At 59.4% G+C, this 26,580-nt stretch carries 29 protein-coding genes; 16 read left to right on the top strand and 13 right to left on the bottom strand.

Annotated elements, in window-relative coordinates; translation table 11 throughout:
• Nucleotides 1-78 precede the first annotated feature (78 nt).
• The gene (locus ACP7D9_RS03880; RefSeq protein WP_101158607.1) at nt 79-531 is read right to left on the bottom strand and encodes a Spy/CpxP family protein refolding chaperone; all 453 of its coding nucleotides are present in this window, start codon (nt 529-531) and stop codon (nt 79-81) included.
• 265 nt (nt 532-796) lie between these two features.
• Here ACP7D9_RS03880 and ACP7D9_RS03875 point away from each other — a divergent pair, with 265 nt between their 5' ends.
• Nucleotides 797-1,270 carry a hypothetical protein gene (locus ACP7D9_RS03875; RefSeq protein ID WP_426155761.1) on the top strand — a complete coding sequence of 158 codons (474 nt, stop codon included), beginning with the start codon at nt 797-799 and terminating at the stop codon, nt 1,268-1,270.
• Nucleotides 1,271-1,376: 106 nt separating this feature from the next.
• Here ACP7D9_RS03875 and ACP7D9_RS03870 read toward each other — a convergent pair whose 3' ends face one another.
• From ACP7D9_RS03870 to ACP7D9_RS03855, 4 genes are all read right to left on the bottom strand, one after another.
• Entirely contained in the window at nt 1,377-2,054 is a 678-nt protein-coding gene (locus ACP7D9_RS03870; RefSeq protein WP_101158609.1) for a response regulator transcription factor, read from the bottom strand.
• A gap of 7 nt (nt 2,055-2,061) precedes the next feature.
• Nucleotides 2,062-2,472: a translation initiation factor 2 gene (locus tag ACP7D9_RS03865; RefSeq protein ID WP_426155759.1), complete on the bottom strand. Its 411-nt coding sequence runs from the start codon at nt 2,470-2,472 to the stop codon at nt 2,062-2,064.
• A 108-nt stretch (nt 2,473-2,580) separates the two neighbouring features.
• Complete coding sequence (locus tag ACP7D9_RS03860; protein ID WP_016771127.1) at nt 2,581-2,880, bottom strand: YciI family protein; 300 nt, start codon at nt 2,878-2,880, stop codon at nt 2,581-2,583.
• 1 nt (nt 2,881) lies between these two features.
• Complete coding sequence (locus ACP7D9_RS03855) at nt 2,882-3,478, bottom strand: septation protein A (protein WP_101158611.1); 597 nt, start codon at nt 3,476-3,478, stop codon at nt 2,882-2,884.
• Between the two features lie 87 nt (nt 3,479-3,565).
• Here ACP7D9_RS03855 and ACP7D9_RS03850 point away from each other — a divergent pair, with 87 nt between their 5' ends.
• The 7 genes from ACP7D9_RS03850 (at nt 3,566) to ACP7D9_RS03820 (ending at nt 10,779) form a co-directional block, all read left to right on the top strand.
• On the top strand, nt 3,566-4,429 hold the full coding sequence (locus ACP7D9_RS03850; protein WP_312996649.1) for a PHP domain-containing protein: 864 nt from the start codon (nt 3,566-3,568) through the stop codon (nt 4,427-4,429).
• A gap of 13 nt (nt 4,430-4,442) precedes the next feature.
• On the top strand, nt 4,443-5,072 hold the full coding sequence (locus tag ACP7D9_RS03845) for an L-threonylcarbamoyladenylate synthase (RefSeq protein WP_016771124.1): 630 nt from the start codon (nt 4,443-4,445) through the stop codon (nt 5,070-5,072).
• Nucleotides 5,073-5,195: 123 nt separating this feature from the next.
• Complete coding sequence (locus ACP7D9_RS03840; RefSeq protein WP_172828192.1) at nt 5,196-5,894, top strand: segregation and condensation protein A; 699 nt, start codon at nt 5,196-5,198, stop codon at nt 5,892-5,894.
• Nucleotides 5,895-5,905: 11 nt separating this feature from the next.
• A complete protein-coding gene (gene scpB, locus ACP7D9_RS03835; protein WP_426155756.1) occupies nt 5,906-6,859 on the top strand; it encodes an SMC-Scp complex subunit ScpB in 954 nt (317 codons plus the stop codon).
• A gap of 124 nt (nt 6,860-6,983) precedes the next feature.
• Complete coding sequence (locus ACP7D9_RS03830) at nt 6,984-7,175, top strand: DUF1289 domain-containing protein (RefSeq protein ID WP_101158614.1); 192 nt, start codon at nt 6,984-6,986, stop codon at nt 7,173-7,175.
• 142 nt (nt 7,176-7,317) lie between these two features.
• Nucleotides 7,318-8,538: a 23S rRNA pseudouridine(2605) synthase RluB gene (gene rluB / locus ACP7D9_RS03825; protein ID WP_312996657.1), complete on the top strand. Its 1,221-nt coding sequence runs from the start codon at nt 7,318-7,320 to the stop codon at nt 8,536-8,538.
• Between the two features lie 819 nt (nt 8,539-9,357).
• Entirely contained in the window at nt 9,358-10,779 is a 1,422-nt protein-coding gene (locus ACP7D9_RS03820; protein ID WP_101158615.1) for an amino acid permease, read from the top strand.
• A gap of 519 nt (nt 10,780-11,298) precedes the next feature.
• Here the strand turns inward: ACP7D9_RS03820 and ACP7D9_RS03815 are convergent.
• Nucleotides 11,299-12,033, bottom strand: a complete 735-nt coding sequence (locus ACP7D9_RS03815) for a DUF4225 domain-containing protein (protein ID WP_426155753.1) — start codon at nt 12,031-12,033, stop codon at nt 11,299-11,301.
• Nucleotides 12,030-12,515 (bottom strand): Hcp family type VI secretion system effector, encoded by a 486-nt coding sequence (locus tag ACP7D9_RS03810; RefSeq protein ID WP_101158617.1) that lies wholly within the window; start codon nt 12,513-12,515, stop codon nt 12,030-12,032. Before ACP7D9_RS03810 ends, ACP7D9_RS03815 begins: the two co-directional genes overlap by 4 nt.
• Before the next feature lie 203 nt (nt 12,516-12,718).
• Here ACP7D9_RS03810 and arfB point away from each other — a divergent pair, with 203 nt between their 5' ends.
• Nucleotides 12,719-13,132: an alternative ribosome rescue aminoacyl-tRNA hydrolase ArfB gene (gene arfB, locus ACP7D9_RS03805; RefSeq protein WP_016771119.1), complete on the top strand. Its 414-nt coding sequence runs from the start codon at nt 12,719-12,721 to the stop codon at nt 13,130-13,132.
• Here the strand turns inward: arfB and ACP7D9_RS03800 are convergent.
• From ACP7D9_RS03800 to phhA, 6 genes are all read right to left on the bottom strand, one after another.
• Nucleotides 13,129-14,328 carry an MFS transporter gene (locus ACP7D9_RS03800; RefSeq protein WP_101158618.1) on the bottom strand — a complete coding sequence of 400 codons (1,200 nt, stop codon included), beginning with the start codon at nt 14,326-14,328 and terminating at the stop codon, nt 13,129-13,131. The two genes, arfB and ACP7D9_RS03800, sit on opposite strands and share 4 nt — an antisense overlap.
• A gap of 103 nt (nt 14,329-14,431) precedes the next feature.
• Nucleotides 14,432-14,614, bottom strand: coding sequence for a hypothetical protein (locus ACP7D9_RS03795; RefSeq protein ID WP_101158746.1), 183 nt, complete (start codon nt 14,612-14,614; stop codon nt 14,432-14,434).
• Between the two features lie 70 nt (nt 14,615-14,684).
• Complete coding sequence (locus ACP7D9_RS03790; protein ID WP_256589790.1) at nt 14,685-14,816, bottom strand: hypothetical protein; 132 nt, start codon at nt 14,814-14,816, stop codon at nt 14,685-14,687.
• A gap of 205 nt (nt 14,817-15,021) precedes the next feature.
• Complete coding sequence (locus ACP7D9_RS03785) at nt 15,022-16,215, bottom strand: amino acid aminotransferase (RefSeq protein WP_426155750.1); 1,194 nt, start codon at nt 16,213-16,215, stop codon at nt 15,022-15,024.
• The gene (locus ACP7D9_RS03780; RefSeq protein WP_101158619.1) at nt 16,215-16,571 is read right to left on the bottom strand and encodes a 4a-hydroxytetrahydrobiopterin dehydratase; all 357 of its coding nucleotides are present in this window, start codon (nt 16,569-16,571) and stop codon (nt 16,215-16,217) included. Before ACP7D9_RS03780 ends, ACP7D9_RS03785 begins: the two co-directional genes overlap by 1 nt.
• A gap of 115 nt (nt 16,572-16,686) precedes the next feature.
• Complete coding sequence (phhA, locus tag ACP7D9_RS03775) at nt 16,687-17,478, bottom strand: phenylalanine 4-monooxygenase (protein ID WP_016771114.1); 792 nt, start codon at nt 17,476-17,478, stop codon at nt 16,687-16,689.
• Nucleotides 17,479-17,885: 407 nt separating this feature from the next.
• Between phhA and ACP7D9_RS03770 the strand changes: the two genes are divergently transcribed.
• The 7 genes from ACP7D9_RS03770 to flgK all read left to right on the top strand — a co-directional run bounded on the left by ACP7D9_RS03770 (nt 17,886) and on the right by flgK (nt 26,568).
• Complete coding sequence (locus ACP7D9_RS03770; RefSeq protein ID WP_426155747.1) at nt 17,886-19,448, top strand: sigma-54-dependent transcriptional regulator; 1,563 nt, start codon at nt 17,886-17,888, stop codon at nt 19,446-19,448.
• 272 nt (nt 19,449-19,720) lie between these two features.
• Nucleotides 19,721-20,461 (top strand): flagellar basal body rod protein FlgF, encoded by a 741-nt coding sequence (locus ACP7D9_RS03765; RefSeq protein ID WP_039761110.1) that lies wholly within the window; start codon nt 19,721-19,723, stop codon nt 20,459-20,461.
• Between the two features lie 45 nt (nt 20,462-20,506).
• Nucleotides 20,507-21,292 carry a flagellar basal-body rod protein FlgG gene (gene flgG / locus ACP7D9_RS03760; protein WP_016771111.1) on the top strand — a complete coding sequence of 262 codons (786 nt, stop codon included), beginning with the start codon at nt 20,507-20,509 and terminating at the stop codon, nt 21,290-21,292.
• 51 nt (nt 21,293-21,343) lie between these two features.
• A complete protein-coding gene (flgH, locus tag ACP7D9_RS03755) occupies nt 21,344-22,039 on the top strand; it encodes a flagellar basal body L-ring protein FlgH (protein WP_042558188.1) in 696 nt (231 codons plus the stop codon).
• Between the two features lie 27 nt (nt 22,040-22,066).
• On the top strand, nt 22,067-23,155 hold the full coding sequence (locus ACP7D9_RS03750) for a flagellar basal body P-ring protein FlgI (protein ID WP_256589804.1): 1,089 nt from the start codon (nt 22,067-22,069) through the stop codon (nt 23,153-23,155).
• 11 nt (nt 23,156-23,166) lie between these two features.
• Nucleotides 23,167-24,483 (top strand): flagellar assembly peptidoglycan hydrolase FlgJ, encoded by a 1,317-nt coding sequence (gene flgJ / locus ACP7D9_RS03745; RefSeq protein ID WP_426155744.1) that lies wholly within the window; start codon nt 23,167-23,169, stop codon nt 24,481-24,483.
• A gap of 24 nt (nt 24,484-24,507) precedes the next feature.
• Nucleotides 24,508-26,568 carry a flagellar hook-associated protein FlgK gene (flgK, locus tag ACP7D9_RS03740; protein WP_101158623.1) on the top strand — a complete coding sequence of 687 codons (2,061 nt, stop codon included), beginning with the start codon at nt 24,508-24,510 and terminating at the stop codon, nt 26,566-26,568.
• The last annotated feature ends 12 nt before the right edge of the window (nt 26,569-26,580 follow it).

Here is a 26,580-nt window from a genome sequence, read left to right as displayed (position 1 = left end):
GCGAGCAGGCTCGCTCCCACATTCGATTTGAATGGAACAGGCCCGACGAGGTGAGTCGTCGGGCCCAGGGTCAAGCCATTATTGCGCCTTTTGCGCCTGCTGCGCTTTCCAGGCCTTGAACTCGGCCCATTCGGCGCGGCGTTCGGCGCGCTTCTTCTGGATCTCGTCGAACTGCTTCTGTTGCTCGGGTTTGAGCAGCGCGCGGACATCGGACTCGGCTTTCTTGTGGTTGGCCGCGATCTCGTCCTTCATGGCTTTCTGATCGGCCGGCGAGAGTTTTTCCAGGTATTTGTCGACCACCTGCTTACGCTCGTGCATTTGCTCGCCCATGATCTTGCGGATCTGCTCGCGCTGTTCGCGGGTCAGATCAAGCTGGCTGTACGGGCCTTTGCCGTGCATGCCGCCGTGCATCTGACCACCGTGGCGCGGACCGTCGAGCGGGCCACCCATCGGGCCGCCATCCTGCGGCATGGCCATGGCTACGGTTGGCAGAGCGGTAGCGAACATCAGAGCGATAAGAGTCTTGCGCATGGTGTATCTCCTTGTCTCGTTCCCGGTACGTTCCGGATGAGTGCAGATTACGCAGATCAAGGTCAGCGGCGGTCAGCGCAGCGTAAAGCTTGGGTAAAGACGCTTCGCTCCCGGCCTTACACATATCCTGTGCAGGAGGTGCCGGAGGCTGCAATCTCTTGGATAATGCAAGCGCCGAGGCGGTGATCGCTCATTTGGACGGTATTGCCGCTCAGCGAAAGAACAAAGGCTGCGTGCCTAAACAAAGCCAATACCGAGATCCCCTATGACAAGGAAAACGTTTATCAGGCAACTCGGCCCATGGCTGATGGCAGCTTTATCGATCAATGCGGTTTTTTTGGCTTTGCTGATTTTTGATCATGGTTCGAAAGGACACGATATGAAGATGATCAAAACGAAAGAGCCATTGCTGATCGAGGGCCCAAATGGCGGCGAGAATTACTACGTGCTGCCGCAGGGTACGACGCTATATCGCGATAAAAGCTTTCCTGAAGGGCATGATCGTTATGTGGTGTATTTCAACCATAAAGGTCCGGTTGCTTACGACGAAGTAGCCATGAAACCTGAATATGGCGGTCCTTTCATTGACCCGCTCTGGCTGGCAGATGTTGATGCGGACACTTTGAGGGAAATCTTCAAGCGTTTCCCACTGTCCAAAAAAGACGTTGCTGCCGCCATCAGTGCAAGGGAAATAACCAGGAATGATTTGGCCGACATTATTCGTTCGATGCCCGAATGATCGTTAAAGAGCCACCGAAGGCTGTGATCTTCAGACGATGGGACGCGGAGCGTACCTGGCTGCATTCCCACACAGAGCGTGGGAATGATCAGGGCAGGGAAGAGATTCAGAGGCTGTAGTAGTAACCACGGCTACGCAGGGCAACGATGCGCGGGCGTCCGTCCGGGTGGGGGCCGATTTTTTTGCGCAGATTGCTGACGTGCATGTCGAGGCTGCGGTCGTACAGGGTCAGCTTGCGGCCGAGGGCCAGTTGCGCCAGTTCCTGTTTGTCCAGCGGCTCGCCGGGTTGCTTGAGCAGGGCTTCGAGCAGGCGGCTTTCGGAGACAGTCAGGGTCAGTTCTTTTTCGTCGATGCTGACTACGCCGCGCACCGGGCTGAAACTCAGATCGCCCAGTTCCAGCTGCGTCGACACGGCGGCGGGATGGCTGCGACGCAACACCGCACGCAGGCGTGCAGTCAGTTCGCGCGGATCGCAAGGCTTGGCCAGGTAATCGTCGGCGCCCAGTTCGAGGCCCAGGATACGGTCCAGCGGTTCGCCGCGCGCCGAAAGCATCAGCACCGGCAAGTCGGCGTGGTCGTTGCGCAGTTGCTTGAGCAATTCCAGACCGCTGCCGTCGGGCAGCATCACGTCCAGCACCACCGCCGCCGGCGCGGCTTCGGCTAACGCCTTGCGCGCGCTCTGGCCGTCGTGGCAGGCGCGCACCTGGAAGCCTTCCTGGCTCAACCAGCTACTCAGGAGTTCGCACAACTCCTGGTCATCATCAATCAATAACAGCTCGCTCATGACTCACTCAATTTAGCCATTGCCGACGTTTTCGGCTTGCACCACTGGCAAAGATACCGCAGAGCAGCGCCAATAGCGCTACCCCGGCGCCGGTGACGAACCACTGCTGTTGATCGGTCAGCAAACGCGGCAACGGGCTGGCCTGGGCTTCCTTGAGTTGCAGCTTCAGGCGCTGGTTCTCCTGGCGCAACCGGGCGAGCTGGGTGCTTTCACGCGCGTTGTCGGCATTTTGCAGTTGTTTGTTCAGTTCTTCACGCTGCTGTTCACTGGCCTTGAGCCGCTGTTGCAGTTCGGTGATCTGGCTGCCGGCGCTCAGCGACAATGGCGTGGAGCTGCTGCCTTCGCTGGTTTCCTCACCATGGGCGGGCGCCATGATCGACAACGTGAGCAACATCAGACACAACGGACCCTTGCGCATCGCGACACCTGTTTCCAAATGGATATTGGGCAGGTTGTCGGCAGGCAAACGAGAATAATGAGCGATTGAGAGCGCGATGAACCGAGAAGGTTCATCGCGTGGCAGGGCTTAAGGCAGGACTTGCTTGAACGGCTTGACGATCACATTGGCATAGACGCCGGCTGCGATGTACGGATCGGCGTCGGCCCAGGCTTGAGCGGCGCTCAGGGAATCGAATTCGGCGACGATCAGGCTGCCGGTGAAACCCGCTGCGCCCGGATCATTGCTGTCGACGGCCGGGTGCGGACCGGCCAGCACGATGCGGCCTTCGCCCTTGAGCGCTTGCAGGCGTTCCAGGTGCGCCGGGCGCGCGGACAAGCGAGCTTCGAGCGAGTTGGCAACGTCGGTGGCGATGATGGCGTAGAGCATGTCAGTCCTCGGTTTTTGGCGTTGTGGTATCGGTGTCATGCAAATGGCGCGACAAGTAGATGCCCTGTGCAACCAGGAACAGTACGGTCATGCCCAGGCTGCCGAACACCTTGAAGTCGACCCAGATGCTCTGGAAGGTGAAGGCGACGAACAGGTTGGCGGCGCCGCAGAACAGGAAGAAGCCGATCCAGGCGATGTTCAGGCGGGTCCAGACCGGGTCCGGCAGGGTCAGCGCATGGCCCATGATGCGTTTGATCAGCAGGCGGTCACCGATGAAGTGGCTGCCGATGAAGGCCGCGGCGAACAGCCAGTTGACCACCGGCGCCTTCCATTTCAGGAAGGTTTCGCTGTGGAATGCCAGCGTCAGGCTACCGAATACCAGACAGGCGATCAGCGTCAGCCATTGGCTCTTTTCCAGCTTGCGCTGCTTGATGAACAGCGCGCCGTACACCACCAGCGAGCTGATGATCAGCATCGCCGTGGCGCTGTAAATACCGCCTACGGTCACTTGCTGGCCGGCAATGTCGACGACCCGCGGATCAAGTTTGTAAACGATGAAGAACAGCAGAAGCGGGATGAAATCGATGAATTGTTTCACAGTGAGAGCCAGAAGCTGGATGTGGCGGCATAATAACAAACATATGGGCGCGCGATAGCGCCAGCTGATTTGAGGTTACAACTCCCCGTGAATGTTGATTTGCACTGCCACAGCACGGCCTCCGACGGCGCCCTGGCGCCTGCGGTTCTGGTTGCGCGTGCATTCGAAAACGGCGTGCGGGTCCTGGCGTTGACCGACCACGACACTCTTGAGGGGCTCGCCGAAGCGCGTTCTGCCGCCACCGAGTTGGGCATGCAACTGGTCAACGGCGTCGAATTGTCCTGCACCTGGGGCGGTGCGACCATTCATGTATTGGGCTACGGTTTCGACGTCAACGCCGCGCCGTTGGTCGAAGCGATCGCTAAATTGCACGATGGCCGCTGGCTGCGGTCGGAAGAAATAAGCCGCAAGCTCGCCCTCAAGGGCATGCCCGGTGCCCTCGACGGCGCCCGGCAGCTCCAGCAGGAACTGGGCGACAGCGGCAACGCGCCGGCCCGGCCGCATTTCGCTGACTGGATGGTGCGTGAAGGTTATGTAAAGGATCGCGCCGAGGCGTTTCGCAAATGGCTCGGCGCCGGCAAGCTCGGCGACGTCAAGCTGCACTGGCCGACCCTGGAAGACACCGTCGGCACCCTGCGCGCCGCCGGTGCCTGGGTCAGCCTGGCGCATCCCTGGCACTACGATTTCACCCGTAGCAAGCGCCGTAAGCTGATTGCCGACTATATTCAAGCAGGCGGGCATGCTATCGAGGTGGTCAATGGCCATCAGCCCGCAGAACAGGTGGGCAGCCTGGCGATCCTTGCCCGTGAGTTCGGTCTGCTGGTCAGCGCCGGCAGTGACTTCCATGGCCCTGGCGGCTGGTCCGAGATCGGCCAGTACCGGCCGGTTCCCGAGGACCTTCCACCCCTGTGGTGTCGGTTCAAACATGACACAGATATTGCCGCCGTCTGAACAGGTAGAGAACGTGAGTCAATTTTTCCAGATACATCCGGAAAACCCGCAAGCGCGCCTGATCAAACAGGCAGTCGAGATCATCCGCAAGGGTGGGGTGGTGATTTATCCCACGGACTCGTCCTACGCCATCGGTTGCCAGATCGGCGACAAAACCGCCATCGAGCGCGTGCGCCGTCTGCGTCAGCTCGATGAAAAGCACAACTTCGCGCTGATCTGCAGCGACCTGTCGCAGCTGGGCAATTACGCCAAGATCGACACTGGCACCTTCCGTATCCTCAAGGCGCACCTGCCGGGTCCTTACACCTTTATCCTCAACGCCACCCGCGAAGTGCCGCGCCTGTTGCTGCATCCGAAGAAACGCACCATCGGCCTGCGCGTGCCGAGCCATCCGATCGCCCTGGCGCTGCTGGCCGAACTCGGCGAGCCGCTGATGAGCGTGACGCTGATCATGCCCGGCGACGAAGATCCACTGAGCGATCCGTATGAAATGCGCCAGTTGCTTGAGCACCAGGTCGATCTGATCATCGATGGCGGTTTTGGCGGTATCAAGGCCTCGACGGTGATTGACCTGACCGGCGACGACCCGGAAGTGGTCCGCGTCGGTTGCGGCGATCCGACGCCGTTCATGGTCGAGGCCTGAATGTCGGCAGTGGAAACCGTGGTCGATCCCCAGGCCGGCGCCCAGCAGGAACTGCCGTTTGCCATGGTCTATGGCCAGGCGGTCATGGAGATGCCGCTGGACCTGTACATCCCGCCGGATGCGCTGGAAGTCTTCCTTGAAGCCTTCGAAGGCCCGCTCGACCTGCTGCTGTACCTGATCCGCAAACAGAACATCAATATCCTCGACATTCCGGTGGCAGAAATCACCCGCCAGTACATGGGCTACGTCGAGTTGATGCAGTCGGTGCGTCTGGAACTGGCCGCTGAATATCTGGTGATGGCGGCGATGCTCGCCGAGATCAAATCGCGCATGCTCCTGCCGCGCGCCGAAACCGTCGAAGACGAGGAAGACGACCCGCGCGCCGAACTGATCCGTCGCTTGCAGGAATACGAGCGTTTCAAGGCTGCTGCTGAAGGCATCGACGGCCTGAGTCGGGTCGGTCGCGATGTGATCGTGCCCAAGCTCGATGCCCCGGAGGCGCGGGCGCGCAAGCTGTTGCCCGACGTGGCGCTGGAAGAGATTCTGATGTGCATGGCCGAAGTGTTGCGCCGTGGCGACATGTTCGAAAGTCACCAGGTCAGCCGCGAAGCGCTGTCCACCCGCGAGCGCATGAGCGATGTGCTGGAACGGCTCAAGGGCGGCGGTTTCGTGCCGTTTGTCGAGCTGTTCACCGCCGAAGAGGGGCGCCTGGGTGTAGTGGTGACCTTTATGGCGATCCTTGAACTGGTCAAGGAATCCTTGGTCGAGCTGGTGCAGAATGAGCCGTTCGCCGCGATCCACGTGCGAGCCCGAGCCGAATAACGAGTCCCTGTATGAACCTGACTGAACCCCGCGAGCTGGCGCCCCTGCTTGAAGCCTTTCTGTTGGCCTCGGGAAAGCCGCAATCACTTGAGCGCCTGTTTGAACTGTTCGAAGAAGGCGAGCGGCCGGAGCCGGCGGTCTTCAAGAAAGCCCTGACGCTGCTCGGCAAGTCCTGCGAGGGCCGTGCCTTCGAGCTCAAGGAAGTCTCGTCGGGCTATCGCTTGCAGATCCGCGAGAAGTTTTCACCGTGGGTCGGCCGTCTCTGGGAAGAGCGCCCGCAGCGCTATTCCCGCGCGTTGCTGGAAACCATCGCATTGATCGCCTATCGCCAGCCGATCACCCGTGGCGAAATCGAAGACGTGCGTGGCGTCGCGGTCAACAGCAACATCGTCAAGACTTTGCTCGAACGTGAGTGGATTCGCGTGGTGGGTTACCGCGACGTGCCGGGCAAACCGGCTATGTTCGCCACGACCAAGGCGTTTCTCGATCACTTCAACCTGAAAAATCTCGAAGACCTGCCGCCGCTGGCCGAACTGCGCGAAATGGAAGCCGAACCGGTGCTCGACTTCGACGATGCGCCGGTGCCGCAGAGTCTGCAGGAACTGGCCGATGCCAGTGCCGAGCCGGAGGAGGAGAAGGAAGAAACCAGTTTCCATTCGTTGCTGCTGGAGCTGGACAGCATGGAAGAGGGCATCAAAACCGACTTCGACGACTTGCTGCGTGATGCGGTGGATGGCGCAGCGCCGGTCTCTGAGCCTGAGATTATCGAGCCGACTGTTGAAGTTGAACATGAAGCCGCGCCTGATGCCGAACCGGAAGAAGACATTCTCGGTGTCGCCGAAGCCCGCGAGAAACTCTTGGCCGCCGTTGCCGCCCTCGAACAGCCGGAACTCAGCGAAGAAGAAGCCGAGGCTCGCGCATTGGCCGAAGCGATCGAAGCCGAACGGCGTGAGTTCGACGACTGACCCAGACCCTGTGGGAGCGGGCTTGCTCGCGAATGCGTTGTGTCAGGGCATGCAGTCACGTCGGATACACCGCATTCGCGAGCAAGCCCGCTCCCACATTTCCACGTAAAAGCTGGAGAGGATGATGAGTTCAACGAAAGACCCCTGCATCAGCCTCTGCAAATTCTCCGACGACATCTGCCTCGGCTGTGGCCGCAGCAAACGCGAGATCAAGGCCTGGAAGAAACTCGACAAGGACGACAAGCGCACCGTGCTGGCGCAAGCCGCGTTGCGCCTGATCAAACTCGGCGGTGCCGGTCGGCGGAAAAAGAAATAACCGGCAATCGATCAGCTAGTCTCTGATGCGCGACGGCGCACATCCGCGTATGATTCGCGACCCTTCGCCGATCCCTTCGGCCGAATACCAGATTCCATTGCTTCAGGCGCCGCCTGAACAGACCACACCGGGAGGTGCCCAGATGAGTGACATCAATCAGAAAGACGACCAGGAAATCGGCCCAGCAGGCGAAAAGCTGCAGAAAGTCCTCGCCCGTATCGGCGTCGGCTCGCGCCGTGACGTCGAAGCCTGGATCAGCCAGGGCCGCATCAAGGTCAATGGTAAAGACGCCACCCTCGGCCTGCGTGTCGACATGCACGACGCCATCACCATCGATGGCAAGGTGATCAAGCGCGAAGAGGCTGCCGAATCGGTGCGCCGCGTGATCATGTACAACAAGCCCGACGGCGAAATCTGCACCCGTGACGACCCGGAAGGCCGTCCCACCGTGTTCGACAAGCTGCCGCGTCCGAAAGAAGGCCGCTGGATCAACATCGGCCGTCTCGACATCAACACCACCGGTCTGCTGATGTTCACCACCGACGGTGAATTGGCCAACCGCCTGATGCACCCATCCTACGAGATGGACCGCGAGTACGCCGTGCGGGTACGCGGTGAAGTCGATGACGAAATGATCGAACGCCTGAAGGCCGGCGTGGTGCTGGAAGACGGCCCGGCGCGTTTCACCGACATTCAGCAGGCGCCGGGTGGCGAAGGCTTCAACCACTGGTACCACTGCGTGGTCATGGAAGGGCGTAACCGTGAGGTTCGTCGTCTGTGGGAATCGCAGGGCCTGGTGGTCAGCCGTTTGAAGCGCGTGCGTTTCGGTCCGGTGTTCCTCAACTCCGACCTGCCGATGGGCCGCTGGCGCGAAATGAGCCAGTACGAAGTCGACGTGCTCAGCGCCGAAGTCGGCCTGACGCCAGTGGCAATGCCGCAGCTGAACGCCAAGAGCAAGGACAAACTGGAACGCATGCAGCGTAAATCGTCGCGGCCGATGGCCAAGACCGAGCGCGTGCGCACCCTGCGTCCTGCCGCTGGTGCACCGACCGGGCCACGCCCGGGCCGTGAGCCGCAGATCGAAGGCGAGCGTCCAGGTCGCAAGCCGGTTGCCCGTGACGGCGAGCGCGCCCCGCGTCCGGCCAATGGACGTACCGAGCGTGGCGAACGCGGCGCTCCTGCCGGTCGCGGTACGCCGGTAGCGGATCGTCCAGCCGACACCAACAACAAGCGTCCGGCCAAACCGGCGCCGAAGCGTCCGGGCATCAAACTGGTCGACGGCGACAAGCCCTCGGGCAAACGCCGCGGCGCCCCGGCCGGCTCCGGTCAGCGCCCAGGGTTTGGTCGCAAGAAGCCTGAATGAGGCAGCCTTGAGCTGCAAGTTCTAGCTGCAAGCTGAAGCAGAAACGCCAATCTTGGGATTGGCGTTTTTTTTCGTCTGGTGAAAGTGGTTTTTTTTCTCTGTGGCCGTCCTCTTCCCGAGCAAGCCCGCTCCCGCCGATAGGCAGACGTCCTTCAGAAATTACTGATTCGGAAAGTTTACGTTACAGGTTGTAAAAAAAAACTGACGAAATGGCGCAGCTGACTGGGTGATTTCTTCCATGCCACCTGGCTGTAAGGAAAAGCTTCCGAAACCAGCCATACCGGTCGCCAGGCAAGGCTCTGGCGCGCTTGTTTCCGAGGATCAGGCAAGGTGTGATGCGCGGTATGCCTGTCGTGCAGGCCCATAACAAGAAGGAGGCGCAATGAACGCCGCGACTGATTTCCACTTCTCCCCGTGGGACGGTTTTCTCCTCGTCCCCGTCGATGGCCTGCAAAGGCCTGACTCACATTTTGCAGCCGCTCGAGACTGTCGAGGCGGACACGCGCAATCCCGGCAACCGACACGCTGATCAGGCGGGTCTGGCAGCAGGGGGTTAGCGGTGTACAATGCGCCGCGTTTTAACTGTGACCCTCTGCGTAATCGCAAAAATCCCGAGGCTATCCGCCTTGCTCACTCCGCCGCGCCACAAGCGTGCCGGGTTCGATTTCGTCACAGATAAAAACAAACAGGTGACGCATGACCGTTGTAAATGAGCTGAACTCCTGGTGCCTGCGCTGGGGTTTGATCGGGGCTGCCTGAAATCGCAACCTTGCAGCAACGTCTACTGAACATCATCAAACCTTGCGTGAGACCTTTTTCATGAGTGGACAACCCTCGCAATCAGGCGAGCTTAAGCGCGGCCTGAAAAATCGCCATATTCAACTGATCGCCCTCGGTGGTGCGATCGGTACCGGATTGTTCCTCGGTTCTGCCGGGGTGCTGAAATCCGCCGGCCCGTCGATGATCCTCGGCTATGCCATCTGCGGCTTCATCGCCTTCATGATCATGCGCCAGTTGGGTGAAATGATCGTTGAAGAGCCGGTGGCCGGCTCCTTCAGCCACTTCGCGCACAAGTATTGGGGCGGTTTCGCCGGTTTCCTTTCCGGCTGGAACTGCTGGATTCTGTACATTCTGGTGGGCATGTCCGAGCTGACAGCGGTCGGCAAGTACATCCATTACTGGGCGCCGGACATCCCGACCTGGGTCTCCGCTGCGGCCTTCTTCGTACTGATCAACGCGATCAACCTGGCCAACGTCAAAGTTTTCGGTGAAGCTGAATTCTGGTTCGCGATCATCAAGGTCGTGGCCATCGTCGGCATGATTGCCTTGGGCAGCTACCTGCTGGTCAGCGGCCATGGCGGCCCGCAGGCTTCGGTGAGCAACCTGTGGTCGCACGGCGGTTTCTTCCCCAACGGGGTGAGCGGTCTGGTCATGGCCATGGCGATCATCATGTTCTCCTTCGGCGGTCTGGAAATGCTCGGTTTCACCGCAGCGGAAGCCGACAAGCCGAAAACCGTGATCCCGAAAGCGATCAACCAGGTGATCTACCGTATCCTGATTTTCTACATCGGTGCGCTGGTGATCCTGCTGTCCCTGACTCCGTGGGACAGCCTGCTGGAAACCCTTAACGCGTCGGGCGATTCCTACAGCGGCAGCCCGTTCGTGCAAGTGTTCTCGATGCTCGGCAGCAACACCGCCGCACACATCCTCAACTTCGTCGTGCTGACCGCCGCGTTGTCGGTTTACAACAGCGGCACCTACTGCAACAGCCGCATGTTGCTGGGCATGGCCGAGCAGGGCGATGCACCGAAAGGCCTGGCGAAGATCGACAAGCGCGGCGTGCCGGTGCGTTCGATCCTCGCGTCGGCAGCGGTGACCCTGGTCGCGGTGCTGCTCAACTACCTGATCCCGCAACATGCGCTGGAACTGCTGATGTCGCTGGTGGTTGCGACACTGGTGATCAACTGGGCGATGATCAGCTTCTCGCACTTCAAGTTCCGCCAGCACATGAACCAGACCAGACAAACGCCACTGTTCAAGGCGCTGTGGTACCCGTACGGCAACTTCGTCTGCCTGGCGTTTGTGGTGTTCATCCTCGGCGTGATGCTGCTGATTCCGGGGATTCAGATCTCGGTGTACGCGATTCCGGTGTGGGTCGTATTCATGTGGGTCTGCTACGTGATCAAGAACAAGCGCAATGCTCAGCCCGCGTTGAACGCGGCGGGTTCGGCCGCGAAGTAAACAAGATGCAGAGACAACAAACCCGGCCAAGTGCCGGGTTTGTTGTTTGGAAGTGTGGCTCTCAAGTGAAATCAGATTCTGTGGGAGCGCTGCGGCTGGTTCGATGAGAGGGACTGTGTTTCTGGCGGGGCTTGGGCTCTTGGTATGGATTGTCACTGGTGGCGACTATTTCGCAATATGATCGACGAGATTGTGTAGTTGTATATTATTTTCGTGAAAACCAGCGTCTTGGTTCATCTTGGGTCGGAATGCAGCATGTATGAAGAAAGATGCTTACAAACGAGATCCAGCCTACCATCTGATTGCCCTTAAGTATTGGTTTTAATGTAGGAAAAAGGATGTCGTATCCATATTTGACTGTGCTCATATGGAAGGAGCCAAAAAAGAAAGCTGAGATAAGTAAAATATAAAACCATTTCCATCTAAATTTTTTTCCAGAAAAGTACCTGGATAGGAAATAAGAAGCTAAAAAAAATAGCATCGAAAGCGTAAAGTATGAAGCTGAAATAAATAAATTATTCATAGGTTGATTTTGTTTTCTTGTTTTTCTTTGTACTCTCTATACATGGATCTTCCCGTGAGGCTGTCACTGATTCCCTCGAGGGTAAGTGTCTTTTTACCAGCTATTTTATATGATCGGATGTAATCCGTTTTAACATATTTAAATAGGCGCCATGCATCGGGTTTTAATACCATTCTTCGGATTCCATATACGGAAAGTCCCAAGTCAACGGCTCCGTATGCCATATTTCCTTCAAGCTGCCCACTGCCCATCATTTTTGCGACTTCTTGGTACCCCTTTCTAATGGGCCCCTCTGTGTCTTTACGGTCTTCCCATAGGTTTTTTCCGTTTTCATACATGTTGTTTCCGCCATGGGCCATCATGGGCGCGCCTGCCAGTAAGCACAACGTTCCGGCTGAACCGTAGCAAATTCCAGCCCCTGCTGCGAACTGAAATGCTCCAGCGATTACTCCAACACCTTTTTGAGCAATCTCCATTGACTGGCTTAAAAGGCTGCTCTGTTCGTTCTTGAGATCATTCAGAGCCTGCTCGGGACTTTTTTCACCTTGCGCAACCGCATCAACAATGCTTTTGGCGTAGTAAGAAACCTCTCGGCCAAATTGCAAACGTAGCGTGCCGTCCTTGATGTACCTGGCACCCAGTGTGCAGGCTTGGCTTCCAAGTCTTCTTGCAGCTTCGCTGACAAGCCAATAATCGCAACTACCGGGTTTGCATTCACTTATCGGTTTCATGTCTCGTTTCCCCAGGTGCTGTGGCCGCTGGTTCCAGCTGAGTGGTGCACCCAAGTGATCTCCCTGTAGCGAATAGCCAGGTGTTCCTGCGGCTCTGCATCGTTTTGCAAGATCGAGTGAGGCATCTCAAGCGTCAGATCGGCAATAACACCGCCAGTAATCGAGATGGAATAAAATTTTTCCTGTATGCCAAACGAGGACACGCGATAAAAGTTAATCGTACAGTCTATTTTTTCTCTGGTTGACAGTGCTTGAGCGAGAAGTGGTGAAGATTTGTCGATGTTTTTAGTTATGATGAGAGGGCTGTGTGTCGGCTTGTCAATGTTTCCTATATTGGCCATGTTGTGGCTGTAAGACAGCACCATAACTTCGTCTGTATGTCCTGCCTGATATTTATTGCCAACAGAGTCTGCACTTGAGCAGCCCGCTGAAATTAACCCCTGAGTTTTACCTGTGATGGACATATATCCGTGGTTGGCCATTTTTGACACTCCTTTAGTCGACCTGAAATTCTATAACAGGGATTTGAGGAGTTCTGTAGGGCGCTTCTGAAAAGCAGGTTTGTGCCTGCCGGACGGCGCTATCGTGCGCTCAGGCCTTCGTCAATCAGGTCTACTATGGTTCCCGCTCAGGCTTGGTATCGGTTTCGCGGTATCCTGTACCCTCTGATTACGGATGCTTTTCCATGCTGGTGATTTCCAACAACGTGCATCTGCCGGATGCCGAGATCGAGTTGACGGCCATCCGTGCGCAAGGCGCGGGTGGGCAGAACGTCAACAAGGTTTCCAGCGCCATGCACCTGCGCTTCGACATTCCCAACTCATCCCTGCCTGAGTTCTACAAGGAACGCCTGCTGGCACTGCGTGACAGTCGCATCACCAGCGACGGCGTGCTGATCATCAAGGCTCAGCAATACCGAACCCAGGAAGCCAACCGCGCCGATGCGCTGGAGCGGCTGGTCGAGCTGATTCTCAGCGCCACCAAAGTCGAAAAGAAACGCCGCCCGACCAAACCGACCCTCGGTTCGAAAAAGCGTCGGCTGGAGTCGAAAACCAAGCGCGGCAGCATCAAGGCTGGGCGCGGCAAGGTGGATTTTTAAACCTCGCGGTATTTTGTCGTGTGCTTGTACAGATAAATGCTTAAACCGAGCCCGCTCAACGCGGCGAAGGCGGCGAACAGAAAGATCGAAGCGAAACCGAACCCGGCGGCAATTGCCCCGGCCAATGGACCGGTGATGCCCAGCGACAAATCGATGAACAGCGAGTAAGCACCGACCGCTGCGCCCCGGCTCGAGGCTGGCACCAGATTCACCGCCTCCACGCCCAATGCCGGGAATACCAGCGAAAAACCAAAGCCGCTCAGTGCCGCGCCGGCCAATGCCCAGTGCGCATCCGGTGCGATCCACAACAGCAGCAACCCCAACGTTTCGACCGTCAGGCAGGCAATCGCCACGCGGAAACCGCCGAGGCGGTTGATCAGGTTGCCGAACAGCAGCCGCGCGCCAATGAAACTGGCACCGAACAGGCTCAGGCACAGCACGGCGTTATCCCAATGCCGGGTCGCGTAATACAGGGTGATGAAAGTCGCGATGGTGCCAAAACCGATCGAGCCCAGCGCCAGCCCGCAGCCATGCGGGAAGACTTTGCCGAGCACATGCATGAACGGCAGGCGTTCGCCGGCGACGATCGGCGCGGCGGTTTTCGGCCATGCCAGCGCGAGGCCTAGCAGGGCGAGGAGGATGATGCTCACGCCCATGCTCCACAAGCCCAGTCGGCTCACCAGCCAGACGCCGAACGGCGCGCCGATCGCCAGGGCACCGTAACTGGCGATGCCGTTCCAGGAAATCACCTTGGCGGTATTCGCCGCACCCACACGACCGATGCCCCAGCCAATCGAGCCGGAGCCGACCAGGCTTTCCGCGCTGCCCAATACCAGACGGCCGATCAACAGGCTGATCAGGCTCAGCAGCGGCAGGTTCGGCGTCCACGCCGAAATCAGCATGAACACACCGCTCAAGCCACAACCAGCGAGGCCAATCATCACCGCGCGTTTGCTGCCCTGGTTGTCAATGATCTTGCCGGCATACGGGCGGCTGAGCAGGGTGGCGAGGTATTGCACGCTGATCACCAGCCCGGCGATCACCGCGCCAAATCCGAGGTCGCTGTGCACGTAACCGGGCAACACCGCCAAGGGTATGCCGATGTTCAGGTAACCGATAAAGGTGAAAAGGACGATGGAAACGACTTGCAGCGTAACCGCCAGTGGGCGCTGGGGTTCGGGTATAGAGGACGACATGGGTAACGATCCACGGGAGCAGCAGATTAGATAGGCTGCTCATGATACCGGCGTGAACCGTTCAGGGGCGGGGAAAAGTAAAACTATTTGCCGGGCGGCGCTTTCAGGATTTCGCCGGAGCGACCAGTTGCGTGGTGACCAGGGCGGCGAGGGCGTTTTCTTCGCTGCCGAAACGTTCGAGCAGGGCAGCCTGTTTCTCGGGCGAGAGGCGATTCCAGATGTCGATCATTTTCTCGGTGGCGCCGATCAGCACGGCAGCTTGGCTTTCAGAAAATTCGTCGGTCATGGCGGGCTCGGGTTTCAGGCAGTGTGGAAAGCGCATGTTAGCGCTTTCCACACGGTCTGTACGGCGGGTCTTACGCTTCGCTGTCGGCTTTGCGGCTGTCAGCGGCTTCTTGCGGCTCGGGCTTATCGGCGCCGGCGTGTTGCGGGGTCGTCTGCTCAGGTACGTGCAGGCTTGGGAAGGGGAGATTGGGAATCTCGTGCATGGTTGCGCTCCTCGCTAAGTCTGTTGATAGATCAGGTGCTCCGCGCTTTTACAAAGCCTGCGCAGGATACAGCAGGAAAAATGACAATCAGACTTTTAATTGAAAATAATGCGACAGATGGCCGCAGGGCGAGAGAGCGCGGTGTTATTGATCGTTCCCACGCAGAGCGTGGGAACGATCATTCACAGGTTATTGCAGTGTCTGACTACTTGCAGACGTCAGCGATGGCGTCAGCCAGCGATGCGAGGCGGGTGGCGTCGATGCCGGCGACGTTGGCCCGGCCGGAGCTGACCATGTACACGCTGTGCCGCTCGCGCAGATTCTTCACCTGCTCCGGCAACAGGCCGGTGTAGGAGAACATCCCGCGTTGCACGCCAATGTGCGCAAAACGCTCGCGTAGACCATGCGGTTCCAGCGCCTCGACCAGACCGCTGCGCAGCTGCGCGATCCGCAAGCGCATGGCTTCCACTTCATCGGCCCAGCGCGCCTTCAGCTCTGGATCGGCGAGGATGGTCGCGACCACCGCCGCGCCGTGATCCGGCGGCGTCGACCACAGGTTGCGGGCGATGTTGGCCAGTTGGCTGCGGATGTCGATGAGTTTTTCAGCGCTTTTCGTGCAGACGATCAGCGCGCCGGTGCGGTCGCGGTACAGCCCGAAATTCTTCGAGCAGGAACTGGTGATCAGCAGCTCCGGCACTTCGGCTGCGTAGAGGCGAGTCGACCATGCATCCTGTTCCAGCCCATCACCAAACCCCTGATAAGCGAAGTCGATCAGCGGTAACAGATCGCGGCTGCGTACGACGTCAAGCACGCGCTTCCAGTCGTCATGGCTCAGGTCAAAACCGGTCGGGTTGTGGCAGCACGCATGCAGCAGCACCACGTCGCCCTTCGGCACTTCCCTGAGCACGGCGAGCATCGCTTCGACGTCGAGGCGGTTATCACTGCCCACGTACGGGTAGTGGCTGACCTTGACCTTGGCGGCGGCGAAAATGGTTTCGTGGATCGGCCAGGTCGGGTTGCTCAGCCATACGCCTTTGCCTGGCAGGCACTGGGCGATGAAATCAGCCGCCAGGCGCAAGGCACCGGTGCCGCCCGGCGTCTGCGTGGCGCCGGCGCGTTGTTCGGCGATCAGTGGTGAGTCGGCACCGAGCACCAGCTCATTGATGACCTTGGCGAACAGCGGATTGCCGTGGCCGCCGATGTAAGTCTTGGTGTCCTGGCTTTCGACCAGCCGCGCTTCGGCGATTTTCACCGCTTCGGGGATCGGCGTCAGGCCCTGAGCGTCCTTGTAGACGCCAACGCCGAGGTCGAACTTGCGCGGATTGGCATCCTGCGCATAGGCCTCCATCAACCCGAGGATGGGGTCGCCGGGGACCCGGCCGATGGCGTCGAAGTGCATTACTTGCGTCCTTCTGCGGTCTTGGCCACTTCGTCAGTGCGCGCCGCCATGATGAAGTCGTTGCGGTGCAAGCCTTTGATCGAGTGGCTCCACCAGGTCACGGTGACTTTGCCCCACTCGGTCAGCAGGCCCGGGTGATGACCTTCGGCCTCGGAGATCTCACCCACGGCATTGGTGAAGGCCAGGGCATGTTTGAAGTTCTTGAACAGGAAAATTTTCTCGAGCTGCATGACGCCATCGCGTACTTCGATGTTCCAGTCAGGGATTTGCTTGATCAGGATCGGCAGCTCTTCGTCGCTGACTTGTGGCGCATCGGCGCGGCAGGCTTCGCAGTGGGCTTGGTTCAAAGTCGACATGGTGTATTCCTGAATACGAGTGTGTTTTTTATTAAAGCGCATAGGCCGTCAATGCCGTCACGCTAAAGCAAAGTGGCGGCGACGCACAGACGCAATTGTCAGCAAAAGTCGCGGTTCAGGCGGCTTTGGGTTTCGGCGGAAATTTCGGCGCGTGCAAGCCCAACTGCATGCCCTGGCGGACCATGGCCATGATGTCTTCATGGGCCACATCGAACAGGCGCTTGAGGTTGGGCAGGACAAAGTAAAGCGGTTGCAGAATGTCGATGCGATACGGCGTGCGCATGGCTTCCAGCGGATCGAAGAGCTGATGCTCGGGCTCGTCCGACAGGCAGTAAACGGTTTCTTTCGGCGAGGACAGAATCCCGCCGCCGTAGATGCGCTTGCCTTGCGGGGTGTCGACCAGGCCGAATTCGATGGTCATCCAGTACAGCCGCGCCAGGTACACGCGTTCTTCCTTGGTCGCTTGCAGGCCAAGCTTGCCGTAGGTGTGGGTGAATTCAGCGAAGTACGGGTTGGTCAACAACGGGCAGTGGCCGAAGATCTCGTGAAAAATGTCTGGCTCTTGCAGATAGTCGAGTTCTTCGCGGGTACGGATGAACGTCGCGACAGGAAATTGCTTGCTGGCGAGCAATTCGAAAAAGGTCTGGAAGGGAATCAGCGCCGGCACCCGGGCGACCTGCCAGCCCGTGGTCTCGCCGAGGACTTTGTTGATCTCGGCCAGTTGCGGGATACGGTCGTGGGGCAGACCGAGTTTTTCGATACCGTCCAGGTATTCCTGGCACGCGCGACCTTCAATCACCTTCAACTGGCGAGTGATCAGCGTGTTCCACACCGCATGTTCTTCGGCGGGGTAGTCGATAAAACCTTGCGCATCGGGCTCGCGAGCCACGTATTGCGTCTGCTTCATGCTGCTCTCCTGCTAAGGGATTTGGTTTTTGTTATATCCAGCGATGGGAAAAGGAATACCGGAGAGTGGCGGGGCGTGCAGCATGTTTAAGCGCGTGCACGTAGGAAAATTCGGCGACTTTCGTAAAGTTATCGTTACGCTTTGTCGGGTAATGCGCATTTGCGGCGATTAGCGGGTTTGAAAAGCGCGGGAGCTGTCACATAATCTTGACAATTATCTGCGTGCCTTGGCAGAAAAGCCTCGGCAGCGCACACCATTCGGCCCGGCATTATCCCTTGGGGAGCGGGCTTGCTCGCGAATGCGGTGGGTCAGTTGCATAAATGTCGACTGACAGGGACTCTTCGCGAGCAAGCCCGCTCCCACAGCGGTGCGTGCATGGCACTTCATTTTCTATCGGGCCTTTTTCTATGCGCATCAAAGTCCATTGCCAGAACCGCATCGGCATCCTGCGCGACATTCTCAATCTGCTGGTCGCGTACGGCATCAACGTTGCGCGCGGCGAGGTTGGCGGTGAGCACGGCAATGCGATCTATCTGCATTGCCCGAACCTGATCAACATCCAGTTCCAGGCGTTGCGCCCCAAGTTCGAGGCAATTGGTGGGGTCTTCGGTGTCAAGCGCGTCGGCCTCATGCCTAGCGAGCGTCGGCACATGGAGTTGAACGCGTTGCTCGGTGCACTGGAGTTTCCGGTGCTGTCGATCGACATGGGCGGCTCGATCGTCGCGGCCAACCGTGCGGCGGCGCAGTTGCTTGGAGTGCGCGTCGACGAGGTGCCGGGGATTGCGCTGTCGCGGTACGCCGAGGATTTCGATTTGCCGGAACTGGTGCGCGCCAACAAGTCTCGAATCAACGGCATGCGCGTCAAGGTCAAGGGCGACATCTTTCTCGCCGACATCGCGCCGCTGCAATCGGAGCACGACGACAGCGAAGCCATGGCCGGCGCAGTGTTGACGCTGCACCGCGCCGACCGCGTCGGCGAGCGTATCTATAATGTGCGCAAGCAAGAGTTGCGCGGCTTCGACAGCATCTTCCAAAGCTCAAAAATCATGGCCGCCGTGGTCCGCGAGGCACGACGCATGGCGCCGCTGGATGCGCCGCTATTAATAGAAGGCGAAACCGGCACCGGCAAGGAACTGCTCGCGCGCGCCTGCCACCTCGCCAGTCCGCGTGGCCAGTCACCGCTGATGGCGCTCAACTGCGCGGGGCTGCCGGAGTCGATGGCCGAGACCGAATTGTTCGGCTACGGCCCCGGCGCGTTCGAAGGTGCGCGGGCCGAAGGCAAGCTCGGTCTGCTGGAGTTGACCGCTGGCGGTACGTTGTTTCTCGACGGCGTCGGCGAGATGAGCCCGCGCTTGCAGGTCAAGCTGCTGCGCTTTCTTCAGGACGGTTGCTTCCGTCGCGTCGGCAGTGATGAAGAGGTCTATCTCGACGTGCGGGTGATCTGCGCCACCCAGGTGGACTTGTCCGAACTATGCGCGCGGGGCGAGTTTCGTCAGGATCTTTATCACCGCTTGAACGTGCTGTCGCTGCACATTCCGCCGCTGCGCGAATGCCTCGACGGTTTGACGCCGCTGGTCGAACATTTCCTCGATCAGGCCAGTCGGCAGATCGGCTGTCCGCTGCCGAAACTGGCCCCGGCGGCGATGGATCGTCTCAGCCATTACCACTGGCCGGGCAATGTGCGGCAACTGGAGAACGTGCTGTTCCAGGCGGTTTCCTTGTGCGACGGTGGGAAGGTCAAGGCTGAACATATCCGCCTGCCGGATTACGGCGTGCGTCAGCCGCTTGGCGATTTTTCCCTGGACGGAAATCTCGACGAGATCGTCGGGCGCTTCGAGAAAGCGGTGCTGGAAAGGTTGTATTCCGAGCATCCGAGCAGTCGGCAACTGGGCAAGCGGCTGGGTGTTTCGCACACGACCATTGCCAACAAGTTGCGTGAGTATGAGGTGGGTAAAGACAGCGGAGCTTAAGATCAAAAGATCGCAGCCTTCGGCAGCTCCTACATTTGGAACGCGGTTTCCTGTAGGAGCTGCGGAACGCTGCGATCTTTTGATCTCTTGCCGCGAAGCGGCATGACACCGCCGGTTTTTCGTCTTCTGCACATTTCAAATTCCCTTCGTAATTCGCTAAAGCCCTTTGTTTACCGGGCCTTCGCCTGCCAATAAAAAGTTGGTCTGCAAATTGCTTATGGCTGAGCAGTACAGCGGTGGGCGGCAAACGTCCGGCATGCAGAGGAAACAGTGTGGACAAGTACCTTTATGTGGCAATGACCGGCGCCAGCCAGAACGCACTGGCGCAGCGGGCGCATGCCAACAACCTGGCGAACATTTCCACCAACGGCTTCCAGCGCGACCTTGAGCAGGCGCGTTCGATGCCGGTGTTTGGTGACAGCTTTCCGGCGCGCGCGTTTGCCATGAGCGAACGTCCTGCCACCGACTTCACGCCGGGCTCGCTGGTGCAGACCGGGCGTGAACTCGACGTCGCAGTATCAGGCAACGGTTTCATCGCCGTGCAAAACCCCAACGGTGGCGAGAGCTACGTGCGCACCGGCAGCCTGAACATCGACGCCCTCGGCGTACTGCGTGCCGGCAACGGCATGCCCGTCATCGGTAACGGCGGCCCGATCGCCGTGCCGCCCGAGCAGCAGGTCGAAGTCGGCGAAGACGGCACCATCAGCATTCGCGCGATGGGCGAAGGCCCGCGTGTCATGGCCGAAGTCGACCGGATCAAACTGGTCAACCCGGACATCAAGAACATGAACAAAGGCCTCGACGGTTCGATTTACACCAAGGACGGCCAGCCGGCGCAAGCCGACGCCAACGTCAAACTGGTCTCGGGTTTCCTCGAGTCGAGCAACGTCAACGCCGTGGAAGAGATGACCTCGGTGCTGGCCCTGGCCAAGCAGTTCGAGTTGCACGTCAAGATGATGAACACCGCCAAAGACGATGACCAGGCCATGGCTCGGGTCTTGCAGATCAGCTAATTATCAGAACGTCGCGCCGTAAAACAGGCGCACGAGGAGAATCGAATGCTTCCGGCTCTATGGGTTGCCAAAACCGGTCTGTCCGCCCAGGACACTAACCTGACCACCATTTCCAACAACCTGGCGAACGTCTCGACCACGGGTTTCAAACGCGACCGTGCCGAGTTCCAGGACCTGCTGTATCAGATCAAGCGTCAGCCAGGCGCCCAATCGACCCAGGACAGCGAACTGCCGTCGGGTCTGCAAGTGGGTACCGGTGTGCGCATTGTCGGCACGCAGAAAAACTTCACCGCCGGCAGCCTGCAAACCACCGAGCAGCCGCTGGACATGGCCATCGACGGTCGCGGTTTCTTCCAGATCCTGCAGCCGGACGGCACCACGTCCTACACCCGTGACGGTACTTTCCACCTCGACTCCAATGGCCAGATCGTCAACGCCAGCGGTTTCGCTCTGGAACCGGCGATCATCATCCCGAACGACGCGCAGACCTTCACCGTTGGCCGTGACGGCACCGTGTCGATCACCATCGCCGGCAACCCGGCCTCGCAAGTGATCGGCAACCTGCAGACCGCCGACTTCATCAACCCGGCCGGCCTGCAAGCCGTGGGCAACAACCTGTTCCTGGAAACCGCTGCTTCCGGCGCGCCGCAGATCGGCACTCCGGGCCTGAACGGTTTTGGTACCACGCTGCAGAACACCCTGGAAACGTCCAACGTCAGCACCGTTGAAGAGATGGTCAACATGATCACCACTCAGCGCGCCTACGAGATGAACTCCAAGGTGATCTCCACCGCCGACCAGATGCTCTCGTTCGTAACGCAGAATCTGTAATCCAGTCTTTGGGGCGGCCTGAGGTCGCCAGCAACACCGTGAGGTAGGGTCATGAATCGCTTTGTATCTGTTCTGGCATTGAGTGGGGTCGTCTCGCTCGCGGGCTGCGTCGCTCCGACGCCCAAGCCCAATGACCCGTATTACGCCCCGGTGTTGCCGCGCACACCGTTGCCGGCTGCCGCCAACAACGGATCGATCTATCAGGCCGGTTTCGAGCAGAACCTGTACAGCGACCGCAAGGCGTTCCGGGTCGGTGACATCATCACCATCACCCTCAACGAGCGCACCCAGGCGAGCAAGAATGCCAACTCCCAGATGGACAAGAACAGCGACAACAGCATCGGTCTGACCTCGTTGTTCGGCTCCAGCCTGACCACCAACAACCCGATCGGTGGCGGCGACCTGAGCCTGAACGCCGGCTACAGCGCCGACCGTTCGACCAAGGGTGACGCCAAGTCCGGGCAGAGCAACAGCCTGACCGGTTCGATCACCGTGACCGTGGCCGACGTGCTGCCCAACGGCATTATTGCGGTGCGTGGCGAGAAGTGGCTGACGCTCAACACCGGTGACGAACTGGTGCGCATCGCCGGCATGGTCCGCGCCGATGACATCGCGACCGACAACACCGTGTCGTCGACCCGTGTCGCCGATGCGCGCATCACCTACTCGGGTACCGGCGCGTTTGCCGATACGAGTCAGCCAGGCTGGTTCGACCGTTTCTTCCTCAGCCCGCTGTTCCCTTTCTAGGTGGCTACGTTGAATCTGAAAAGCCTTATGGTGGCCGCGTTATTGATGTCTGCGGCGTTCACCGCACACGCCGAGCGGCTGAAAGACATCGCCAGCATTTCCGGCGTGCGTTCCAACCAGTTGATCGGTTACGGCCTGGTGGTCGGGCTTAACGGCACCGGTGACCAGACGACGCAGACGCCGTTCACCTTGCAGACCTTCAACAACATGCTCTCGCAGTTCGGCATCAAGGTGCCGCCGGGATCGGGCAACGTGCAATTGAAAAACGTCGCGGCGGTGTCGGTGAGTGCCGATCTGCCGGCGTTCGCCAAACCGGGTCAGCAGGTCGATATCACCGTGTCCTCGATCGGTAACTCCAAGAGCCTGCGTGGCGGCACCTTGCTGCTGACGCCGCTCAAGGGTATCGACGGCAACGTCTATGCGATCGCTCAGGGCAACCTGGTGGTCGGCGGTTTCGATGCCGAAGGCCGTGACGGCTCGAAGATCACCGTCAACGTTCCGTCGGCCGGTCGTATCCCTGGCGGTGCATCGGTGGAGCGCTCGGTGCCGAGCGGTTTCAACCAGGGCAACAGCCTCACGCTGAACCTCAACCGCTCCGACTTCACCACCGCCAAGCGCATCGTCGACAAGATCAACGACATGCTCGGCCCTGGCGTTGCGCAAGCCATCGACGGCGGCTCGATCCGTGTCACTGCGCCGCTGGATCCGAGCCAGCGCGTTGATTACCTGTCGATCCTGGAAAACCTCGAAGTCGATCCGGGTCAGGCGGTGGCGAAAGTCATCATCAACTCGCGCACCGGCACCATCGTCATCGGCCAGAACGTGAAAGTGTCGCCGGCCGCCGTGACCCACGGCAGCCTGACCGTGACCATCACCGAAGACCCGATCGTCAGCCAGCCGGGTCCGCTGTCCAACGGCCAGACCGCCGTCGTGCCGCGCTCGCGGGTGAATGCCGAGCAGGAAGCCAAACCGATGTTCAAGTTCGGCCCGGGCACCACCCTCGACGAGATCGTCCGTGCGGTGAACCAGGTCGGCGCAGCGCCGGGTGACCTGATGGCGATTCTCGAAGCTCTGAAGCAGGCCGGCGCGTTGCAAGCCGACCTGATCGTGATCTGAGGCCGGCCACCATGGATATGCGCAAAAGTGGTCTGGTCAGCAGCAGCGATTCGGGTTCGTACTCCGACCTCAATCGTCTGAACCAGCTCAAGGTCGGCGACAAGAACAGCGACGAAAACATGCGCAAGGTTGCGCAGGAATTCGAATCGCTGTTCCTTGGCGAGATGCTCAAGTCGATGCGTTCGGCCACCGAAGCGCTCGGCCAGGACAACCCGCTGAACACGCCGGCGGCCAAGCAATATCAGGAAATGTACGACCAGCAACTGGCGGTTTCCATGTCCCGGGAGGGCGGTGGTATCGGCCTGGCCGACGTGCTGATCCGGCAGATGTCGAAGAACAAACCGATGGCTCCGGGCGAGGCTGCCGCCGCGTCCGCCGCCAAGCAGCAGGAAGCGCTGGCCAAGGCCGCCGCCGTGCCGACGCCGATTGCCGCCGGCACCGTTGCCACCCACGGTCCGCTGTCTCGCGTGAACGGCGAGCGGCCGTTGTGGGCGTCGCGTTCGGTGAATGCGCCGAACACCGATATTTCTCACCGCAACGACATGCAATTGATCAATCAGCGTCGCCTGGCTCTGCCGCCAAAACTGGCTGATCGCTTGCTCGCCGGTCTGGTGCCGTCGGCACCGAGTGCTGCCACTGCCAACACGTCGGCAGCTGCGACCAGCGCCTTGCCGCAACGGGCCCCGACCGCTGCTGTCAGCGGCTCCGGCGCGTTGTACAACGGCGACTGGCTGGCCCGTGCCGAAGAGCAGAAAGCCGCTGGCGGGCAGATGCAGGTCTACGGCCGCGCCATGGCGCAGATTCCGCTGGCGCCGGCGAAGAAGGCCTTCAGTTCCGCTGACGAATTCGTCAACACCATGCTGCCGATGGCCAAGGAAGCCGCCGACCGCATCGGCGTCGACCCGCGTTATCTGGTGGCGCAAGCGGCACTGGAAACCGGCTGGGGTAAATCGGTCATGCGCGCCCAGGATGGCAGCAGCAGCCACAACCTGTTCGGCATCAAGGCGAGCAGCAACTGGAAGGGCGATTCGGCCCGGGCGATCACCAGCGAGTTCCGCAATGGCGCGATGGTCAAGGAGACGGCCGAGTTCCGTTCCTACGCCTCGTACAAGGACAGCTTCCACGATCTGGTGACGTTGCTGCAGAGCAACAATCGCTATCAAGAAGTGCTGAAGTCAGCCGATAACCCAGAACAGTTTGTACGCGAGTTGCAGAAGGCCGGTTACGCCACCGACCCGAACTACGCGACGAAGATTTCGCAAATTGCCAAGCAGATGAACAGTTTTGAAAACTACGCTGCGGCGGGTGTCTCCACCACGCCTTTATAAGGCACAGGTAATAAGGTCTGAACCATGAGTTTGCTCAATATCGGGATGTCGGGTTTATCCGCTAGCCAATCTTCTTTGGTGGTAACCGGTAACAACATTGCCAACGTCGATACCGCCGGCTATTCCCGTCAGCAAACCGTGCAAAACACCAAGGGCTCAAACCAGTACGGCAACGTCTGGATCGGTAGCGGCACCACCCTGGCGGATGTGCGTCGGGTCTACAACAGCTATATCGATGCGCAGTTGCAGACCAGCACTTCGCTCAACAGCGACGCGGCCGCCTACCAGGCCCAGGTCACACCGCTCGACAAGCTGCTGTCCGACAGCGGTACCGGCCTCAATGGCGCGCTGACCAAGTTTTTCGCCTCGGTGCAGAACGTCAATGCCAAGCCGGGCGATGATGCTTCCCGGCAATTGCTGCTCAGCGATGCGCAAGCCCTGAGTGCTCGTTTCAACTCGGTTTCCAGCCAGTTGAACGCACAGAACTCTGACATTAACGGCAACCTGACGAGCATGGCCGATCAGGTCAACAAGCTGGCGGCTACCGTCGCTCAGTTGAACCAGAAGATTTCCCAGATTTCCAGCAGCGGCGGCCAGCCGAACGAGCTGCTCGATGCGCGTAACGAGACCATCCGCCAGCTGTCCACTTTCACGGGCGCGCAGGTGGTCGAGCGTGACGGCAACATGGATCTTTACCTGGGCAACGGTCAGCCGCTGGTAATAGGTGGAACCTCCAGCAAACTGGAAATGACCCCTAGCAAAACCGATCCTTCCCGCTTGGGTGTTGTGTTGAACTACGGCTCCAGTGTCATTGACATGACGGCGAACATCACCGGCGGCGAGATCGGCGGCCTGCTGCGCTATCGCAGCACCGTGCTCGATCCGGCGATGAACGAGCTGGGTCGCGTAGCGCTTGTCGTTGCCGATCAGATGAACACGATCCAGGCGCAGGGCATCGACAAGAACGGTGACTTTGGCGGCAGCCTGTTCAACAGCATCAACAGCGCCGCCAACATCGCCCAGCGCAGCATTGCCACCGATGGCAACAGCGTGGGTTCGGGTAATTTCGAAGTCACGATCAAAGACAGCGGCAAGCTGACCATCAACGATTACAGAGTGACCTTCACCAGCGCCACGGACTACACCGTACAGCGTCTGCCGGAAGGCACCGCCATTGGCGCATTCAGCACCACCACCAACCCGCCACCGGTGATCGACGGTTTTTCGTTGAAACTCACCAACGGCACGGCAGCGGCGGGTGACACGTTCAAAATCACCCCGACGCGCAATGCAGCGACCAATATCAAGACCGAAATGACTGACTCCAAACGTCTGGCCATTGCGGCGCCGCTGGGTGCAGCCATTGCTTCGGGTGCCAGCGGCACGTTGACCATCCCGGCCAGCGGTCAGCCGACCCTGACGACCAAATTCGACATCTACGACGCAACGACGGCCACTGCAATGCAGAACGGCTTGAAGTATTCGACACCGGTCAAGGTAGTGTTTGGCGATCCGTCGGCCGATGGCACCAGCCAGGGATATCAATTGCTGGACGCCAAGGGTGGCGTGCTGAGCAGCGGCACCATCAAGCCGGGTCAGAGCAACACGCTGAACCTGACCATCGCGCTCAAGGATTCGACCGGCGCACCGATTCCGCCGGCGCCGGCTACGCAATACACCGCCAGTTTCGACATGACCGTGGCCGGCGCGCCTGGCAAGGGTACGGCGATCAACATCAGCCTCAGTGAGCCGGGCACGCTGGACAACCGCAACGGCAGCATCCTGGCCGGTTTGCAGACCAGGCAAACCGTGGATACCGGCTCGGCGAGCAAAGGTATTTCCCTGACGGACGCCTACGGCAAGCTGGTTGAAGGAGTCGGCGCCAAAGCGGCGCAGGGCAAACTCGACAGCGCTGCCACCGATGCCATTCTGGCCAATGCCAAAGGCGCCCGGGATTCGCTCTCGGGTGTCGATCTGGACGAAGAGACCGGCAACCTGGTCAAGTTTCAGCAGTACTACACCGCGTCATCGCAGATCATCAAGGCTGCGCAAGAAACTTTCGCCACACTGATCAGCAGTCTTTAAGGAGTCGTAGCC

The organism is Pseudomonas sp. TSRC2-2, from assembly GCF_049897785.1.
Lineage (GTDB): Bacteria > Pseudomonadota > Gammaproteobacteria > Pseudomonadales > Pseudomonadaceae > Aquipseudomonas.
The sequence above is the reverse complement of the archived record's forward strand: the minus strand, read 5'-3'. Positions and strand labels throughout refer to the sequence as shown.